The sequence below is a fragment of the Candidatus Pelagibacter sp. RS39 genome (genome assembly GCF_002101315.1).
Classification (GTDB): Bacteria; Pseudomonadota; Alphaproteobacteria; order Pelagibacterales; family Pelagibacteraceae; genus Pelagibacter.
Genome location: NZ_CP020777.1, coordinates 339,515 through 356,236, shown reverse-complemented (window position 1 = coordinate 356,236; position 16,722 = coordinate 339,515). Strand labels below are relative to the sequence as shown.

Genomic DNA, 16,722 nt, shown 5'->3' with positions numbered 1-16,722 from the left:
AAAAGCAACCTATTATACTAATTTGCTCAATTAATGGGAAGTGTCATACAATTAAAAAACAAAATTAATAATTCATATTTTCAACTAAAAAATTCAGTTGAAGATAGATTGATGTTAGTTGAAGAAAAAATAAAGTCTAAATTAGAGAGCAAAGTAGACTTAGTTCATAAAATGACAAACTATCACCTCGATACAGGCGGAAAGAGATTAAGAGCCTTACTAACTTTAGGTTCTGCAAAATTATGTGGATATGCAAAAGGAACTAGAGATATTAATTTGGCTGCTTGTGTTGAACTTATTCACTCAGCAACTTTAATGCATGATGATGTAATAGATAATGGATCTATTAGAAGGGGGAGAAAAACTTTAAACAAAGTTTGGGATAACCATTCTTCTGTTTTGGTTGGAGATTATTTGCTTAGTAGATGTTTCGAAATGATGGTAGATGATGGAAATATTGAAGTCTTAAAATTATTATCTTCAACTTCATCTAAGATTGCTCAAGGTGAGGTTCTTCAGTTACAACATAGAGGTGAGGTGGATATGTTGGAGGAAACTTATTTAAGAATAATTTCTGCAAAAACTGCTGAATTATTTGCAGCAGCTACTAAAGTTGGTGCAATTTTGTCAGATGTGACATCAAAAGAAAAAGAGGCTTTAGAATTTTATGGAAGGAATTTGGGTTTAACTTTTCAAATAGCTGATGATACTTTAGATTATAACTCTGAATTAAAATTATTCGGAAAAAAAATTGGAAAAGATTTTTATGAAGGGAAAATTACTCTTCCAATAATCTTGTTATTTCAAAAAGCGAATTTGAAAGAAAAAGAAACTCTTAAAGATATTTTTTTAAAAGACAATAGAAATGAAAGTGATTTTAATTATACATTATCTTTAATAAAACAATATGAAGTTATTAAAGAATGTTATAAAAAAGCAAACCATTACATAAATTTAGCTTCAAACTCATTATCGATATTTAAAGATTGTAATGAAAAAAATATGCTTGAAAATTTAACTTCATTTAGTTTGTCTAGAGATTTTTAAGGACTTAAAAGGCTTTTTGTCCAACTACCATTTTTATCTAAAGAATACTTTAATCTTTCATGTATTCTGTTATCTCCATCTAACCAAAATTCAATTGTGGAAGGTGTTAAATTCCAGCCAGACCAATGGCTTGGTCTAGGTACATTATCTTTGTCATTATATTTTTTTTTATAATTCTCTAAAGCATCTAAAAGTTCATCTCTAGAATGGAGAATACTACTTTGTTTTGAGGCCCAAGCACCTATTCTGCTATCATATGCTCTTGAGTTATAGTACTCATCAGCAGTTTGATCATCTACTTGTTTCAATGTTCCAACTATCCTTATTTGTCTTAGTAAACTTTTCCAATGAAAGCACATTGTGGCATTCGGGTTTTCTTTAATTTCATTACCTTTCTGACTGTTTAAATTTGTATAAAAAACAAATCCTTTTTCACTATGACCTTTGAGCAGAACCATTCTTACTGAGGGAATACCCTCTTTATTTGCTGTACCAAGTGCTAAAGCATTAGGATCATTAACTTCTTTTTTTTTAGCCTCCTCAAACCATCTTTGAAATAGTTGAAATGGATTATCAAGATCTAAGAAGCATTTATTAAGCCCAAGTGAGTTTTTTTGATTCATAATTTTAACAAAATAATCTATACAATATAAATAATGTCATTTAATACTTTTGGAAAGTCTTTTCGTTTTACAACTTGGGGAGAATCCCATGGTCCAGCTATAGGGTGTATTATAGATGGGTGTCCACCATTAATACCATTAAAAGAAGCCGATATTCAAAAAGAATTAAACAAACGGAAACCTGGGCAATCAAAGTTTACTACTCAAAGAAAGGAGAGTGACAAGGTTCAAATTCTTTCAGGAGTTTTTGAAGGAAAAACGACTGGGACACCAATATCATTGATAATTTACAATGAAGATATGCGTTCAAAGGATTATAATGATATTAAAGATAAATTTAGACCAGGACATGCTGATTTCACATATTTTAAAAAGTATGGAATAAGAGACTACAGAGGTGGTGGTAGATCATCTGCAAGAGAAACAGCTGCAAGAGTTGCAGCAGGTGCTGTGGCAAAAAAAGTTTTAGAAAATAAATTAGGAAAAAAATTTAAAATCACTGGAGCTGTTACCCAGCTGGGAATATTAGGATGTGATACCAATAAATGGGATAATAAGATAATTTCTAAAAATCCATTTTTTTGCCCAGATAAATCAATGTTAAAAATTTGGGAAAAATACTTGTTAAGTATCAGAAAAGCTGGATCGTCATGTGGAGCAATAATCGAAGTAAGAGCTAACGGTATTCCTGCTGGATTAGGCGCACCTATATACTCAAAATTAGATTCCGACATAGCATCAGCAATGATGAGTATAAATGCTGTAAAAGGAGTTAATATTGGCTCAGGTATGAACTCAGCGCAATTATCGGGTGAGGAGAATTCAGATGAAATTTCTCAAAATAGGAAAAAAACAAAATTTAAATCTAATAACGCTGGAGGTATTCTAGGAGGTATTTCTTCAGGTCAAGAAATAATTGTTTCTTTTGCTGTAAAACCAACGTCATCAATTTTAAAAAGTAGAAAAACAATTAATAAGTTTGGAAAGAATACTAGTATTTCAGTAAAAGGTAGACATGATCCATGTGTGGGTATTAGAGCTGTGCCAGTTGGTGAAGCAATGTTATCTTGCGTTTTATTAGATCATTACCTTCTACACAAAGCTCAGTGTAGTTAATTTTGTTTTTTCAAAACTATATTGGAATTTAGTAAATCTAAAACTTTTTCCTCAATTGAAACTGAATCAAGATTTGCCACTTTATACATTTTGTCTGGAGTATCTTGATCAATAAAAATATCTGGTAATGTTAATGATCTAAATTTTAAATTAGAGTCCATTAAACCTTTTTTTGTCAAAAAATTCACCACATGAGATCCGAAACCACCAATTGAACCCTCTTCAATTGTCATAATTGCTTCATGAGTTGTAGCTAATTGCCAAATGAGATTTTCATCTAGAGGTTTTGCAAATCTAGCATCAACAACTGTTATTGGCACACCTTTTTTTAATAAATTTTCTGCAGCCTTCAAAGTCTCGCTCAATCTTGCTCCAAAATTTAAGATCGCTAATTTTTTTCCCTCTTTGATAATTTTTGATTTCCCTATCTCAATTTTTTCATTTATTGATGGAAGAGTTGAACCAAATCCTGTTCCTCTTGGGTACCTGAATGCACAAGGTCTATCATTAATTTCGGTTGAAGTATTTATCATTCTTACTAGCTCAGCTTCATCACTTGCTGCCATGACAATAAAATTTGGTAAAGTGGTTAAATATGTTGTGTCAAAACTACCAGCATGTGTTGGTCCATCAGCTCCAACAAGTCCTGCTCTATCTATTGCAAATCTAACAGGTAAACTTTGAATTGCTACATCGTGAACTACTTGATCATAAGCTCTTTGAAGAAAAGTGGAATAAATAGCTGCGTAGGGTTTAAAGTTTTCAGTAGCTAAACCTGCAGCAAATGTAACTGCGTGTTGCTCTGCAATCCCAACATCAAAAGTCCTATCTGGAAATTCTTTGCGAAAAATATCTAGACCAGTGCCATCAGGCATAGCAGCAGTAATAGCTACGATTTTACTGTCCTTTTTGGCATGTTGAATTAAGGTGTTTGCAAAAACCTTTGTATATGATGGTAATTTACTTGTACTCTTTAGTTGCTCACCAGTTTTGACATTAAACTTTGATACTCCATGATAATTATCCTTTGCCTCCTCAGCAAAAGTATAACCTTTTCCTTTTTTCGATTTAATGTGAATTAAAATTGGTCCTTCATGCTTAGAATCTCTCGCATTTTTTAAAATTGGAATTAATGAATTTAAATCATGGCCATCTATTGGACCAATGTAATAAAATCCAAGTGAACTGAACAAAGTTCCACCTGTAAAAGCAGATCTAAGTAAATCTTCTGCTTTACCAGCCTTTGCACTAAACCTTTTTGAAAAGGCTGACATTATTAATTTGATAGTCTCTCTTAAACTAAAATAAATTTTCCCCGAAAAAATTTTTGCTAAATAAGTACTCATTGCTCCTACTGGTCGAGCAATCGACATATCATTATCATTTAGAATTACGATCATCTTAGTTTTTGAGGCACCAGCATTATTCATAGCTTCATAAGCCATTCCTGCGCTGATTGCGCCGTCACCAATTACTGCAATTACATTGTCTGATTTATTGGACAGTTTATTTGCTTCTGCTATACCTAGTGCTGATGAAATTGATGTTGAACTGTGCGCAGCACCGAATGGATCGTATTCACTTTCAGATCTTTTTGTAAAACCAGAAAGACCATTTCCTTGTCTTAAAGTTCTAATTCTATCTTTTCTGCCAGTTAAAATTTTATGTGGATAACACTGATGACCCACATCCCAGATTAACTTATCATTTGGTGTATTAAAGACATAATGTAAAGCAACAGTTAATTCTACCACTCCGAGACTTGCCCCAAGATGTCCACCAGTTACTGACACAGCATCAATCATTTCATCTCTTAATTCATCAGCAACTTTTTGTAATTTTGACTCAGGTATTTTTTTTAAATCCGACGGAAAATTAATCTCATCTAACAGTTCATATTTTTTTTTCATTTGTTTCTATTCAAAATATAATTTAATGTTTCAGATAAATTTCTTGATTTAGATCCATATCTTTTTAATTTACGATTAATTTTTAAAATCAAATTATCAGCATATTTAATAGTATTTTTGTATCCTAGTAAACTAATTAGAGTTGCTTTTCCTTTTTTTTTATCCTTACCAGTTTTTTTTCCTGCAACAAGCAAACTTCCTTTATAATCAATCAAATCATCAGCAACTTGAAACAACAAACCTATGTCAGCACCAATATTTTCAAATTTCTTAATATCATTTTTGCTTTTTTTCTTAATTATCAAGGGTGCTGCACAACAAAAACTAAAAAGTTTTCCAGTTTTTTTTATTTCCATTTCTTCAATCTTATTTTGAGAAATTTTCTTACGTTCATAATTCAAATCTAAATATTGTCCTCCTGCTATTCCAAGATGACCCGAGCTTTCAGAAATTTTATTAATTAAATCAATCTTAATTTTTTCACTAATTTTTAAGTCTTTATGGCTTAAGATTTCAAAAGCCATTGTTAAAAGTGAATTTCCAGCTAAAACTGCTGTAGCCTCTCCAAATTTAATATGCGCTGATGGTTTACCTCTTCTTATAGAGTCATCATCCATACATGGTAAATCGTCATGTATTAATGAATACGCATGAATACATTCAACCGCAGCACCAATAACGATCAGAGTTTTATAATCTAACTTAAATAGAAACCCAACATCAATTAAAATTTTTGATCTTATTTTTTTTCCTCCAGAAAAAAGACCATATTTCATTGCAACTATTAAATTTGTTTTTTTTTGTTTGGCAATAAATCTTCTTAAAAACAAATTTGTATCTTTTGCAATTTTATTTAATTTTCTTTGCATTATTTTTTTGATTAATCTTGGATATCTTTTCTTTTGTTTTCTCATTTATTTCTTTGATATTCTTTTGAAATTTTTTCTCAATTATATTATTGAGTTTAATTAAATCTTGATACTTGTCTAAAGAGTTTCCTAAATCCTTTTGATTTTCCAATTCTTCAATCATCTTATTTGCCTCAGTGGTTAATTCTTCAAGAGATAATGAATTATAATCATTTGGTAAATTTTTATCTTTCATATAATACTCTCAAATAATACATGAAAATTAATCTTGCAAATATTAAAAAAGCGAGGAATCTCTTAAATAAAAGAGAGTGTGTTGCTATACCAACCGAAACTGTTTATGGAATAGCTGGGAATGCATATTCTGATACAGCGTGTAAAAAAATATTTAGATTAAAAAAAAGACCAATGAATAACCCTTTGATTATTCATTATTATGATTTAAAAAAATTAAAAGATGATTGCGATCTAAATGTTGATTTTTTAAAATTATATAAAAGATTTTGTCCTGGGCCAATAACATTCATCTTAAATCAAAAAAAAAAATCAAAAATTTCGAAAATTGCAACTAATAAAAAGAATACTCTTGCTGTGAGATTTCCAAAACATCCAGTAGCAAGAATTCTGTTAAAACATTTGAAATTTCCTATCGCAGCACCTAGTGCTAATATTTCTTCAAGAGTTAGTGCGGTAACTTCTTCAGATGTAAAGGACGATTTTGGAAAAAAAATTAAGTATATACTTGAAGGTGGAAGATCTTCGGTTGGGGTTGAGTCTACAATTATTGATCTAAGGAAAAAACCAAAAATTTTAAGATTAGGTGGTTTAGAAGTTGAAACTCTCCAAAAAATATTAAAGAAAAAAATTTTAATAAATATAAATCCTTCCAAGATTTCAGCTCCTGGACAATTAAGAATTCATTATTCACCTGGGATCCCAATCAGACTTAATGTTAAAAAAATAAAAAAAGATGAGGCTTTTTTACTAATTAAGAAAAATAGGATTAACAAAACAAACTATTATTTTTTATCAAAAAAGGGCGATTTAAAAGAAGCTGCAAAAAACCTCTACACTATTTTAAGAAAGATAAAAAAAGATAATTACAAATCTATAGCTGTAGACAAAATCCCAAATATAGGAATCGGCAAAACTATTAACGATAGATTATTAAGGGCTTCAAAATTTTAATGACCATTCCTCTTAAAATAATTGATTTATCAAAAACTTATGACTCAAAAGAAGCTGTTCGAAATATTTCTTTTAATTTAAATGAAAATGAAATCATTGGAATTCTTGGACCTAACGGATGTGGTAAAACTACAACAATAGGTATGATTCTTGGTTTACTAAAGCCTACAAAAGGGAAAGTTCTTATAAATGGTATTGAAATTGAAAAACAAAGAGTTGAATTATTAAACGAATTAAATTTTATTTCACCATATATTGAGTTACCAAAAAAATTAACTGTAAAGCAAAATCTTGAAGTTTATGGAAGACTTTATGATGTAAAAAAACTTGGAATTAAAATTGATTATCTCTGTGAAAAATTAAGACTTAATGAATTTATTAATAAAATAACAGGAGAACTTTCCTCTGGCCAAAAAAATAGAGTCAGTCTAGCTAAATCTATAATTAATGATCCATCAGTTCTTCTTCTTGATGAACCAACTGCATCTCTAGATCCTGAAACAGGAGATTTTGTTAGAAGTTTTTTAGAGGAATACCAAAAAGAAAAAAAAACTTCTATCCTGCTTGCTTCGCATAACATGACAGAAGTTGAGAGATTATGCTCTTCAGTTCTAATGATGAATAAAGGATCTATTATTGATCAAGGAACTCCTGGCGAATTAATTAAAAAACATGGAAGGAGAAACATGGAGGAAGTTTTTTTAAAACTTACAAGAGATTTAATATGAATCTAAATAAAATGTATGGACTTTTTTTGAGACATTTTTATCTCATCAAAAGTTCTTTACCAAGAGTTTTGGATTTAATTTATTGGCCAACAATACAAATTATTCTTTGGGGATTTATTTCTAAATTTTTTTCAATTTATAGTGATTATTACAATAATACACTTGGAATAATTCTTACATGTGCAATTCTTTACGACATTCTTTTTAGATCTAGCATAAGTTTTAATATGCTTTTTTTAGAGGAAATCTGGAGTAGAAATTTTACGAATTTATTTATTGCTCCATTGAAGCTAAAAGAAATAATTATATCTTTAATATTTACTGCTTTGATAAGGACATTAATCGGTCTAGTACCCGCAATTATTTTAACTTCTCCATTGTTTGGGGTTTCAATTTTAAAATTAGGTTTTCCACTCTTTATATTATTTTTAAGTTTATACATATTTGGGATTACACTAGGTTTATTTGTGAGCTCAGGTTTAATGAGATACGGACCATCCTTTGAAAATATAGCTTGGTCATCATTATTTTTACTTGCTCCATTAGGCTGTATCTACTATCCAATAGAAATCCTTCCTGAATTTTTCCAAGTAATTGCAAAGGGACTGCCACTAGTTTACATTTTTGATGAAACTAGAAATATTTTAATAAATGGTCTTGTAGATTACGAAAATATAAAGCAAGCTTATTTATTAAATTTGGTTTATTTAATTTTTGGAATAGGACTGTTTTATCTATCTTTTTTAAGGGCAAGAATAAAAGGAACTTTAATAAATATGGGTGAATAATTGGTGCGCCTGCTAGGAGTCGAACCCAGAACCTCCTGATCCGAAGTCAGGCGCTCTATCCAGTTGAGCTACAAGCGCATATCATATTAATATATCATTTTATGGAAAAAAAAATAAATTTGATAGTTGATAAGACCGAAAATGAACTCCGTGTTGATATTTTCATTAAAAAGAGAGAGAATATTATTAGTCGAACAAGAATAAAAAATCTTATTCTAGATAATAAGTTAAGAATAAATAACAAGGTAATAACTGATCCATCGAAAAAAATTTTTTTTAATGATGAAATAAAATTAGTCATACCTGAACCAAAAAAAGCTTCCTTAAAACCTTACAAGTTTAATTTAGATATAGTATTTGAGGATAAAGATTTAATTGTTTTAAACAAACCCTCTGGAATAGTAATGCATCCTGGTGCAGGTAATTTTGATAATACAATCGTAAATGCACTTATGAATTATAGTAAAAATTCTTTCTCTAATATTGGGGGTGAACTAAGGCCTGGAATAGTACATAGAATTGATAAAAATACATCTGGATTGATTGTAATTGCAAAAAATAATCAGACTCATGAACACCTCTCTAATCAATTTAATAAACACACAATCCAAAGAGTTTACCAATTACTTATCTGGGGCAAGATAAGACCATCTAAAGGTAAAATAGAAACTTTTATTGCAAGAAGCTCAAAAAATAGACAAATGATGGAGGTTAGTAACAGCAAAGGAAAAAAAGCAATTACAAATTACAAAACTTTAGAAATTTTTGAAAATAAAAATATACCAACTTTTAGTTTGTTAGAGTGTAAATTAGAAACAGGTCGAACTCACCAAATAAGAGTTCATATGAATTATTTGGGAAACAGTATAGTTGGTGATGATAAATATAAGAAAAGATTTAAAAAGTTTAAAGATATAGAGCCATCATTAGAAAAAATTCTAATTAAATTAAATAGGCAATTTTTACATGCCAAAACCTTGGGCTTTATTCATCCAAAAAAAAATAAACAAATGATTTTTAACTCTATTTTACCAAATGAACTTGAAATAATACTAAAAACACTCAGAAATATGGGTAAATAAAACATTGAAAAATTTTTATTATTAATTAGATAAACTGTTTATGAGCACAACTATGAATAGCAATTTACCTATCTTGAGTAATGAAGGTGGTCTGTCTGCATATCTCGAGCAAATAAAAAAATTTCCAATGCTTGATGCAGAAGAGGAGTACATGCTCGCTAAAAATTGGAAAACAACAGGAAATATTAAGTCAGCAGAAAAACTTGTAACAAGTCATTTGAGATTGGTTGCAAAAATTGCGATGGGTTATAAAGGTTATGGACTACCAATTAATGAAATCATCTCTGAAGGTAATATTGGACTTATGCAGGCTGTCAAAAAATTTGAGCCAGAAAAAGGTTTTAGATTAGCAACTTATGCGATGTGGTGGATAAAAGCTTCTATTCAAGAATATATCCTAAAATCTTGGAGCTTAGTAAAAATTGGTACAACAACTGCACAAAAAAAATTATTTTTTAATCTTAAAAAATTGAAAAATCAAATTGCACCACAAGCTGAGGGTGATTTAAGAAATGAACATGTAAACGAAATTGCTGAAAAATTAGATGTGAGTAAAGAAGAGGTTGTCTCAATGAATCGTAGACTCTCTGGAAAAGAATTTTCTCTTAATGCTCAGGTTGGTGAGGATGGTGACGAATGGCAAGACTGGTTAGTAGATAAAGAATTAGACCATGATCTTAAATTTGCTCATCAAGAAGAAATGAAACAAAGAAAAGATTTATTAAAAGACTCAATTAAAGTTTTGAATGATAGAGAAAGGGAAATTCTATATTCAAGAAGATTAAACGACGATCCAACAACTTTAGAAGATTTAAGTAAAAAATATAAGATTAGCCGTGAAAGAGTAAGGCAAATTGAGAACAAAGCATTTGAAAAATTACAAAAGCACATGCTTTTGCTAGCCAAATCAAAAAATCTTTTGCCTGTTAATTAAATCTCAAAAGGATTTTCAACTAAAATTGTATCATCCCTCTCAGGACTAGTCGATATACTTGATATTTTCGCTCCAATGAAGTCCTCGATTGCAAATACATATTTTTTAGCATTGTCAGGGAGGTCATCTATATTTTTGATACCATTAGTTGGGGTTTTCCATCCGTCAAATGTTTTGTAAATAGGTTTGATTTTAAGTTGATCTTCAACTGCTGCAGGAAGATAGTTTATTTTTTTTCCATTTAAATCATATTCCACACACATTTTTATTTCATCTAGTTCATCTAAAACATCAAGTTTTGTTAAAGCAATACCATCAATTCCAGAAACTTTTATTGTTTGCCTCACCAAAACACCATCAAACCATCCACATCTTCTTTTTCGGCTTGTAACAGTTCCAAATTCTTTGCCTCTTGTTCCTAATAACTCACCTATACCATCAACTAATTCTGTGGGAAAAGGTCCCTCGCCCACTCTAGTTGTGTAAGCTTTGGTTATCCCTAATACATAATTAATTGAATTTGGTCCACATCCAGTTCCCGTTGCAGCACTTGAAGCCACAGTATTCGACGAAGTGACAAAAGGATATGTTCCGTGATCAACGTCTAACAGAATTCCTTGAGCACCCTCAAATAATATCTTTTTCTTTTGTTTTTTAAACTGATCAATCTTAAGCCATACCGGTGCTGAAAATTTTAAAATATCAGGTGCAATTTTTAAAAGATCTTCTTTAAGTTGATTTTTCTCATATATTTTTTTTCCTAAACCTTTTCTGATCGCGTTATGATGTAATAAAACTGTTTCTAATCGTTGATTTAAATTTTTTTCAGATCTAAGATCCATTACTCTTATTGAACGTCTTCCGACTTTATCCTCATAAGCAGGTCCAATACCTCTCCTAGTAGTTCCTATTTTGCTTTTACCAGCTGCATCCTCTCTTATTTCATCCATTTCTCGGTGAAATGGTAAAATTAGGTTTGCAGCCTCAGAAATCATAAAATTTTCTGAATTTACATCGACACCTTTTTCTCCAATTTCTTTAATCTCATCTAATAATGCCCAAGGGTCTACAACGACACCATTTCCAATAATTGAAATTTTATTTTTTCTAACTATTCCAGAGGGAAGTAATCGAAGTTTGTAAGTTACTCCATCTATAACTAAGGTATGTCCAGCATTATGACCGCCTTGAAATCTAATTACAACATCAGCTTGCTCTGATAGCCAATCTACGATCTTCCCTTTTCCCTCATCTCCCCACTGCGAACCAACTACTGCAACATTTTTCATTATTTATAAATTTTTTTTAACTCAATAGAATTTAAATGATTTATTGGACCATGTCCTATACCAATTTTAGGGTTTGTTAATATTGCAGAATTTACATACTTAACTCCCAACTCACAAGATTTCTTTAGAGTTTTTCCACATGAAAAAAAAGAAGTTATTGCAGTTGATAGTGTACAGCCTGTGCCATGAGTATTTTTAGTATTAAATCTTCTATTTGAAAATACTTTAATCTCTTTTTTGTTAACAAATATATCATGTACTTTTTTTGATTTTAAATGGCCTCCTTTTATTAATACATTTGGTACACCCAGTTTAATAAATTCATTTGCAGCAAGAATCATATCATTTTGGTTTTTTATTTTGATACCAGTCAAAATTTCAGCTTCAGGAATATTAGGTGTAATCAAAGAAACTTTATTTAATAATTTTTTTTTCATCAATTTTACAGCTGAGTTTGTAATAAGCTTAGAGCCACCTTTGGCAATCATCACTGGGTCTAGGATAATCTTTTTAACTTTCATTTTATTCAATGATCTTGATACATTGTCTATTACCCTTGTGGAATGAAGCATTCCAATTTTTATAGCATTGGGCTTTATATCTTTAATTGTATGAATTATTTGATTATAAATTTCATTTGGTGGGACAGGTATTACTGATTTCACACCTTTTGTATTTTGGACTGTGACTGCAGTTACTGCTGTCATAGAATACACACCTAGACTAGTAGCAGTTTTAATGTCTGCTTGAATACCTGCACCACCAGATGAGTCAGATCCCGCTATTATTAAAATTTTTGATTTTATTTTCAAATTATCTAATTTTTTTCAAAATTATATTAACACATTTTTCAAGAAGTCTTTTATTTTCACTTTCTCCCATAATTCTTATTTTTGATTCTGTTCCCGATTTTCTTACAAGAATTCTGCCACTACCTTTTATTAATTTTGAAGCTAGCCTAATAGATTTTTTAATTTCAGGTTTGTTGATTATATTTTTATTTTTTACTTCAATATTTTTAAGTAATTGTGGAGTTTTTTTAAATTTTTCAAAAAATTCACTGGCTCTTTTTCCCTTTCTAAGAGCAAATAAAGACTCCAAAGCAACAAGTAAGCCATCTCCTGTAGTTGCAAATTTACCTAGAATAATATGTCCTGATTGCTCTCCACCTAAATTAAACTTATTTTTTTGCATTACCTCTTTTACATATCTGTCACCAACATTAGCACGTATAAATCTAATACCTTTTTTTTTGAAATATTTTTCAAGGCCATAATTGGACATTAATGTTCCAACAACCCCACCTTTTAACATTTTTTTATTTTGCCATCTTGTTGCTAGTGCAGCAATAATTTGGTCACCATCTATGATATTACTTTTTTCGTCACACATAATTATCCTATCTGCATCACCATCTAGTGAAATACCTATATGGGCCTTATACTTTTTAACTGCAGATTTTATTTTTTCAGGAAATGTAGAACCACAGTTTTTGTTAATATTTAATCCATTAGGATTAACTCCTATTGCAATCACTTTAGCTCCCAAAGATTTTAATAATTCTGGTCCAGCTTTGTACCCTGCTCCATTTGCACAATCAATTACAATTCTAAGACCTCTTAAATTGAATTCTTTGGTGAAATTTTTTTTTAATATTTTGATGTAATCATTTGTACCTGTCTCTAATCTTTTTACTCTACCTAATTTTTCTGGCTTAGAGAGATTTTTGATGATTTTTTTATCAATTAAACTTTCAATTTTTTTTTCTATTTTGTCTGATAATTTCATGCCATCAGGTCCAAATAGTTTTAATCCATTATCATTGTGAGGATTATGAGAAGCTGTAATCATAATTCCCATATTTGCCTTCATAGCCTTTGTGAGCATCGCTAAACCATTAGTGGGTAAAGGTCCTAAGGTATATACATGCATACCTGCTGATGCCAATCCTGATACGAGTGCTGGTTCTAAAGTGTATCCAGATAATCTAGTATCTTTTGCAATTATTGCCGTTTGTTTTCTTTTTTTTTGAGATTTAAAATATGTTCCACTAGCTAAGCCAAATTTAAAAAACATATCCCCATTAATATTTTCACTATTAATAGCTCCCCTAATACCATCAGTGCCAAAATATTTTTTTGTCATTAACTATTTATTATATTCTTAAAGATCTTAATGCCTTGTATTGTTTCATTAACATCATGAATTCTTAAAATTTGAACACCTTGCATCATAAGATATATTGATGATGCTATCGTTCCACCATTTCTAAATTTGCTGTCATTTTTTCCAGATAACTCCTTAATAAATCTTTTTCTTGAATTGCCTACAAGTATCGGAAAACCAAGAGAATGGAAAATGGAAATATTGCGAATCAAACTCATATTATGTTTCAAATTTTTTCCAAAACCTATACCGGGGTCTAGAATAATTTTATCATGTTTAATACCTTTCGATCTTAATAGTTTTATTTTTTTTTCAAAAAAATCGTATATATCCAATAATTCATTTTTATATTTAGGATTTTTTTGCATATTTTCTGGAACTCCTTGTGAGTGCTGAATTACAAATGGAATTTTGTATTTTTTTAGTACATTCAAAGTTTCAGAGTCAAAATCTAATCCTGAGACATCATTAATTAATTTTACCCCTAAATTTATTCCTTTACTCATAATTTTTGACTTTCTAGTATCTAAAGATATTGGTATTTTTTTCTTAAGTAATAATTTCAAAATTTTATTAATTCTTTGCCACTCTAAATTTTCTCTAATCATTTTTGATCCTGGACGAGTCGACTCACCGCCAACATCAATTAAATTTGCACCACTGTTTATTAAATGTACGGCGTGATTAATTCCTTTTTTTTTTGAATTAAATTTTCCACCATCTGAAAAACTGTCAGGTGTTAAGTTTAATACTCCTAAAATATTTGGTATTTTTTTGAAATCTAAATTTGAGAAATTTTTTTTTTTCGATTTAATTTTTTTTAAATCATAATTAATTTTTTTTCTTATTAATTTAGGAAGATATTTTATCTGATTAATAAAAATTTTTTTTTTTGAATTTCTTGTTATTATTTCTATTTGATCAAATGAGATTTCCTTAATCCCATTAAGTGGTATTGATTTCTTTTGGTTAACTAGTTTTTTTGAATGATTACCATAATAGAAATTACACACTCTTGTGTAATATCTAAGCATTAAAATTAATGAACAATCTTAGGTTTGAGTCCCATAGCACCTAAAGCAGAACTCTTGTCATCATCAACTTTTAAGTCTTGTTTATCAGCAGGATATATGTTTTTAGTAATAATATTTTCTATTTCTTCGCCTGTTAAAGTCTCATAAGTCATAAGAGCTTTTGCAATTTTATGTAAATCATCAATTTTTTCAGTTAGGATTTCTTTAGCTTTATTATACCCTTCATCAACTAATTTTCTGATTTCTTTATCTATTTTTTGAGCAACTTCTTCAGATACTGATTGTGTTTGAGTTACAGATCTTCCTAAAAAAACTTCCTCTTGATTTTCGCCATACTCAACTGGGCCCATCTCTTCGCTCATTCCATATTTTGTTACCATAGCTCTTGCAAGTTGAGTTGCTTGATTTATATCTGAGCCACTTCCCCCACCTGCTCCTGTTGAAATATTATCTTTTCCAAAAATTACTTCCTCTGCAACTCTGCCGCCAAAACAAACTGCTAATCTTGCTTTTAAATATTTAATTGAATGACCATGTTTGTCTCTTTCAGGTAAATTCATAACCATACCTAAAGCCCTACCTCTTGGTATAATTGTTGCTTTATGAATTGGATCGTAACTAGGCATATTAAAAGAGACTAATGCATGTCCACCTTCATGGTACGCCGTTAATTTCTTTTCATCTTCAGTCATAACCATTGACCGTCTCTCAGCTCCCATCATCACTTTATCCTTCGCTTCTTCAAATTCATTTAAAGTAACAATTCTTTTATTTTTCCTAGCAGCTAATAATGCAGACTCATTTACTAAATTAGCTAAATCAGCGCCTGAGAATCCTGGAGTTCCTCTTGCTATAGTTCTCAAATTTACATCAGGTGCCATTTTAATTTTTTTAACGTGAACTTTTAAAATTTTTTCTCTTCCAATTATATCCGGATTAGAAACTACAACTTGTCTATCAAATCTACCTGGTCTTAATAATGCGGGGTCAAGAACATCAGGTCTGTTTGTTGCTGCGATTATGATAACCCCTTCGTTTGTATCAAAACCGTCCATCTCAACAAGAAGCTGATTAAGAGTTTGTTCCCTTTCGTCATTTCCACCTCCTAAACCTGCGCCTCGACTTCTTCCTACAGCATCAATTTCATCAATAAATATTATACAAGGCGAATTTTTTTTTCCCTGCTCAAACATGTCTCTCACTCTTGATGCTCCCACACCAACAAACATCTCTACAAAATCTGATCCAGAGATAGTGAAGAAAGGAACACCTGCTTCACCAGCAATTGCCCTAGCTAATAAAGTTTTTCCTGTTCCTGGAGGACCTACAAGAAGTGCACCTCTAGGTATTTTTCCACCTAGCCTACTAAATTTTTTTGGATCTTTTAAGAACTCAACAATCTCTTCGACTTCCTCTTTAGCTTCTTCTACACCTGCAACATCGTTAAAGGTTACTTTACCCTTCATTTCATTCATCATTTTTGCTTTAGATCTTCCAAAGCCCATTGCTCCACCTTTTCCACCTTGCATTTGTCTCATAAAGAAAATCCAAACTGCTATTAATAACAACATCGGGAACCATGAAAGTAGAACTCCAAACAAAGAAGGCATCTTTTCTTCTATAGGTGCTGCAGAAATACTTACACCCTTTTCTGAAAGTTTTTCTATTAAATTAGGATCATTTGGTGAATATGTTTTAAAACTTTTTCCGTTTGCATATACACCATTTATATTATTTCCTTGAATTTCGACTTTTAATACCTCACCTTGTTCCACAGACTCCAAAAATTCTGAAAAAATTACTTCGTTAGAACTTCTGATGTTTGATTGAGGATTCTTGAACATATTATATAGACCAATCGTTAAAAAAACGATTATTGCCCACATCGCTAAGTTTTTGAAATTCATGTTTATAAGATAAGAATTATTATTAATTAAACAAGTCTATT

The 16,722-nt window shown here is 30.3% G+C and carries 16 protein-coding genes and 1 tRNA gene; 7 read left to right on the top strand and 10 right to left on the bottom strand.

Annotated features, from left to right (window positions below):
* Positions 1-33: 33 nt before the first annotated feature.
* On the top strand, positions 34-1,047 hold the full coding sequence (locus tag B5L73_RS01940; protein ID WP_085147250.1) for a polyprenyl synthetase family protein: 1,014 nt from the start codon (positions 34-36) through the stop codon (positions 1,045-1,047).
* Here the strand turns inward: B5L73_RS01940 and pdxH are convergent.
* Positions 1,044-1,670, bottom strand: a complete 627-nt coding sequence (gene pdxH, locus B5L73_RS01935; RefSeq protein WP_085147248.1) for a pyridoxamine 5'-phosphate oxidase — start codon at positions 1,668-1,670, stop codon at positions 1,044-1,046. The genes B5L73_RS01940 and pdxH overlap by 4 nt on opposite strands.
* A gap of 33 nt (positions 1,671-1,703) precedes the next feature.
* On the opposite strand from pdxH, the gene aroC reads away from it, so the two are divergent.
* Positions 1,704-2,786, top strand: a complete 1,083-nt coding sequence (gene aroC, locus B5L73_RS01930; RefSeq protein ID WP_085147246.1) for a chorismate synthase — start codon at positions 1,704-1,706, stop codon at positions 2,784-2,786.
* Here aroC and dxs read toward each other — a convergent pair.
* Genes dxs through B5L73_RS01915 form a run of 3 tightly spaced genes read right to left on the bottom strand, consistent with a single transcriptional unit; the run spans position 2,783 to position 5,800 of the window.
* A complete protein-coding gene (dxs, locus tag B5L73_RS01925; RefSeq protein WP_085147244.1) occupies positions 2,783-4,696 on the bottom strand; it encodes a 1-deoxy-D-xylulose-5-phosphate synthase in 1,914 nt (637 codons plus the stop codon). The genes aroC and dxs overlap by 4 nt on opposite strands.
* Entirely contained in the window at positions 4,693-5,565 is an 873-nt protein-coding gene (locus B5L73_RS01920; protein ID WP_085149576.1) for a polyprenyl synthetase family protein, read from the bottom strand. Before B5L73_RS01920 ends, dxs begins: the two co-directional genes overlap by 4 nt.
* The gene (locus B5L73_RS01915) at positions 5,546-5,800 is read right to left on the bottom strand and encodes an exonuclease VII small subunit (RefSeq protein WP_085147242.1); all 255 of its coding nucleotides are present in this window, start codon (positions 5,798-5,800) and stop codon (positions 5,546-5,548) included. The genes B5L73_RS01920 and B5L73_RS01915 overlap by 20 nt, the downstream gene beginning before the upstream one ends.
* Positions 5,801-5,820: 20 nt before the next feature.
* Here B5L73_RS01915 and B5L73_RS01910 point away from each other — a divergent pair, with 20 nt between their 5' ends.
* The 3 genes from B5L73_RS01910 to B5L73_RS01900 are packed head-to-tail and all read left to right on the top strand — an operon-like array spanning position 5,821 to position 8,269.
* Entirely contained in the window at positions 5,821-6,753 is a 933-nt protein-coding gene (locus B5L73_RS01910; RefSeq protein WP_085147239.1) for an L-threonylcarbamoyladenylate synthase, read from the top strand.
* The gene (locus tag B5L73_RS01905) at positions 6,753-7,481 is read left to right on the top strand and encodes an ABC transporter ATP-binding protein (protein ID WP_085147237.1); all 729 of its coding nucleotides are present in this window, start codon (positions 6,753-6,755) and stop codon (positions 7,479-7,481) included. The genes B5L73_RS01910 and B5L73_RS01905 overlap by 1 nt, the downstream gene beginning before the upstream one ends.
* Entirely contained in the window at positions 7,478-8,269 is a 792-nt protein-coding gene (locus B5L73_RS01900) for an ABC transporter permease (RefSeq protein WP_085147235.1), read from the top strand. The genes B5L73_RS01905 and B5L73_RS01900 overlap by 4 nt, the downstream gene beginning before the upstream one ends.
* A gap of 1 nt (position 8,270) precedes the next feature.
* Here B5L73_RS01900 and B5L73_RS01895 read toward each other — a convergent pair.
* A tRNA-Arg gene (locus B5L73_RS01895) sits at positions 8,271-8,347 on the bottom strand.
* A 23-nt stretch (positions 8,348-8,370) separates the two neighbouring features.
* Here B5L73_RS01895 and B5L73_RS01890 point away from each other — a divergent pair.
* A complete protein-coding gene (locus tag B5L73_RS01890) occupies positions 8,371-9,351 on the top strand; it encodes an RluA family pseudouridine synthase (protein ID WP_085147233.1) in 981 nt (326 codons plus the stop codon).
* 52 nt (positions 9,352-9,403) lie between these two features.
* Complete coding sequence (gene rpoH, locus B5L73_RS01885) at positions 9,404-10,285, top strand: RNA polymerase sigma factor RpoH (protein WP_085147231.1); 882 nt, start codon at positions 9,404-9,406, stop codon at positions 10,283-10,285.
* Here rpoH and B5L73_RS01880 read toward each other — a convergent pair.
* The 5 genes from B5L73_RS01880 to ftsH are packed head-to-tail and all read right to left on the bottom strand — an operon-like array spanning position 10,282 to position 16,681.
* Entirely contained in the window at positions 10,282-11,574 is a 1,293-nt protein-coding gene (locus B5L73_RS01880; protein WP_085147229.1) for an adenylosuccinate synthase, read from the bottom strand. The two genes, rpoH and B5L73_RS01880, sit on opposite strands and share 4 nt — an antisense overlap.
* Positions 11,574-12,386, bottom strand: coding sequence for a bifunctional hydroxymethylpyrimidine kinase/phosphomethylpyrimidine kinase (thiD, locus tag B5L73_RS01875; protein WP_085147227.1), 813 nt, complete (start codon positions 12,384-12,386; stop codon positions 11,574-11,576). The genes B5L73_RS01880 and thiD overlap by 1 nt, the downstream gene beginning before the upstream one ends.
* A gap of 1 nt (position 12,387) precedes the next feature.
* Positions 12,388-13,719 carry a phosphoglucosamine mutase gene (gene glmM / locus B5L73_RS01870; RefSeq protein WP_085147225.1) on the bottom strand — a complete coding sequence of 444 codons (1,332 nt, stop codon included), beginning with the start codon at positions 13,717-13,719 and terminating at the stop codon, positions 12,388-12,390.
* Positions 13,719-14,774: a dihydropteroate synthase gene (gene folP, locus B5L73_RS01865; protein WP_085147223.1), complete on the bottom strand. Its 1,056-nt coding sequence runs from the start codon at positions 14,772-14,774 to the stop codon at positions 13,719-13,721. The genes glmM and folP overlap by 1 nt, the downstream gene beginning before the upstream one ends.
* Positions 14,775-14,779: 5 nt before the next feature.
* Positions 14,780-16,681 (bottom strand): ATP-dependent zinc metalloprotease FtsH, encoded by a 1,902-nt coding sequence (ftsH, locus tag B5L73_RS01860; RefSeq protein WP_085147221.1) that lies wholly within the window; start codon positions 16,679-16,681, stop codon positions 14,780-14,782.
* Positions 16,682-16,722: the final 41 nt, after the last annotated feature.

Coding starts and splice junctions, on each gene's coding strand:
- B5L73_RS01900 (WP_085147235.1), top strand. CDS start 7,478: ATGAATCTAAATAAAATGTATGGACTTTTTTTGAGACATTTTTATCTC.
- B5L73_RS01910 (WP_085147239.1), top strand. CDS start 5,821: ATGAAAATTAATCTTGCAAATATTAAAAAAGCGAGGAATCTCTTAAAT.
- B5L73_RS01905 (WP_085147237.1), top strand. CDS start 6,753: ATGACCATTCCTCTTAAAATAATTGATTTATCAAAAACTTATGACTCA.
- B5L73_RS01920 (WP_085149576.1), bottom strand. CDS start 5,565: ATGCAAAGAAAATTAAATAAAATTGCAAAAGATACAAATTTGTTTTTA.
- folP (WP_085147223.1), bottom strand. CDS start 14,774: ATGCTTAGATATTACACAAGAGTGTGTAATTTCTATTATGGTAATCAT.
- dxs (WP_085147244.1), bottom strand. CDS start 4,696: ATGAAAAAAAAATATGAACTGTTAGATGAGATTAATTTTCCGTCGGAT.
- B5L73_RS01915 (WP_085147242.1), bottom strand. CDS start 5,800: ATGAAAGATAAAAATTTACCAAATGATTATAATTCATTATCTCTTGAA.
- B5L73_RS01880 (WP_085147229.1), bottom strand. CDS start 11,574: ATGAAAAATGTTGCAGTAGTTGGTTCGCAGTGGGGAGATGAGGGAAAA.
- rpoH (WP_085147231.1), top strand. CDS start 9,404: ATGAATAGCAATTTACCTATCTTGAGTAATGAAGGTGGTCTGTCTGCA.
- B5L73_RS01890 (WP_085147233.1), top strand. CDS start 8,371: ATGGAAAAAAAAATAAATTTGATAGTTGATAAGACCGAAAATGAACTC.
- B5L73_RS01940 (WP_085147250.1), top strand. CDS start 34: ATGGGAAGTGTCATACAATTAAAAAACAAAATTAATAATTCATATTTT.
- glmM (WP_085147225.1), bottom strand. CDS start 13,719: ATGACAAAAAAATATTTTGGCACTGATGGTATTAGGGGAGCTATTAAT.
- pdxH (WP_085147248.1), bottom strand. CDS start 1,670: ATGAATCAAAAAAACTCACTTGGGCTTAATAAATGCTTCTTAGATCTT.
- aroC (WP_085147246.1), top strand. CDS start 1,704: ATGTCATTTAATACTTTTGGAAAGTCTTTTCGTTTTACAACTTGGGGA.
- ftsH (WP_085147221.1), bottom strand. CDS start 16,681: ATGAATTTCAAAAACTTAGCGATGTGGGCAATAATCGTTTTTTTAACG.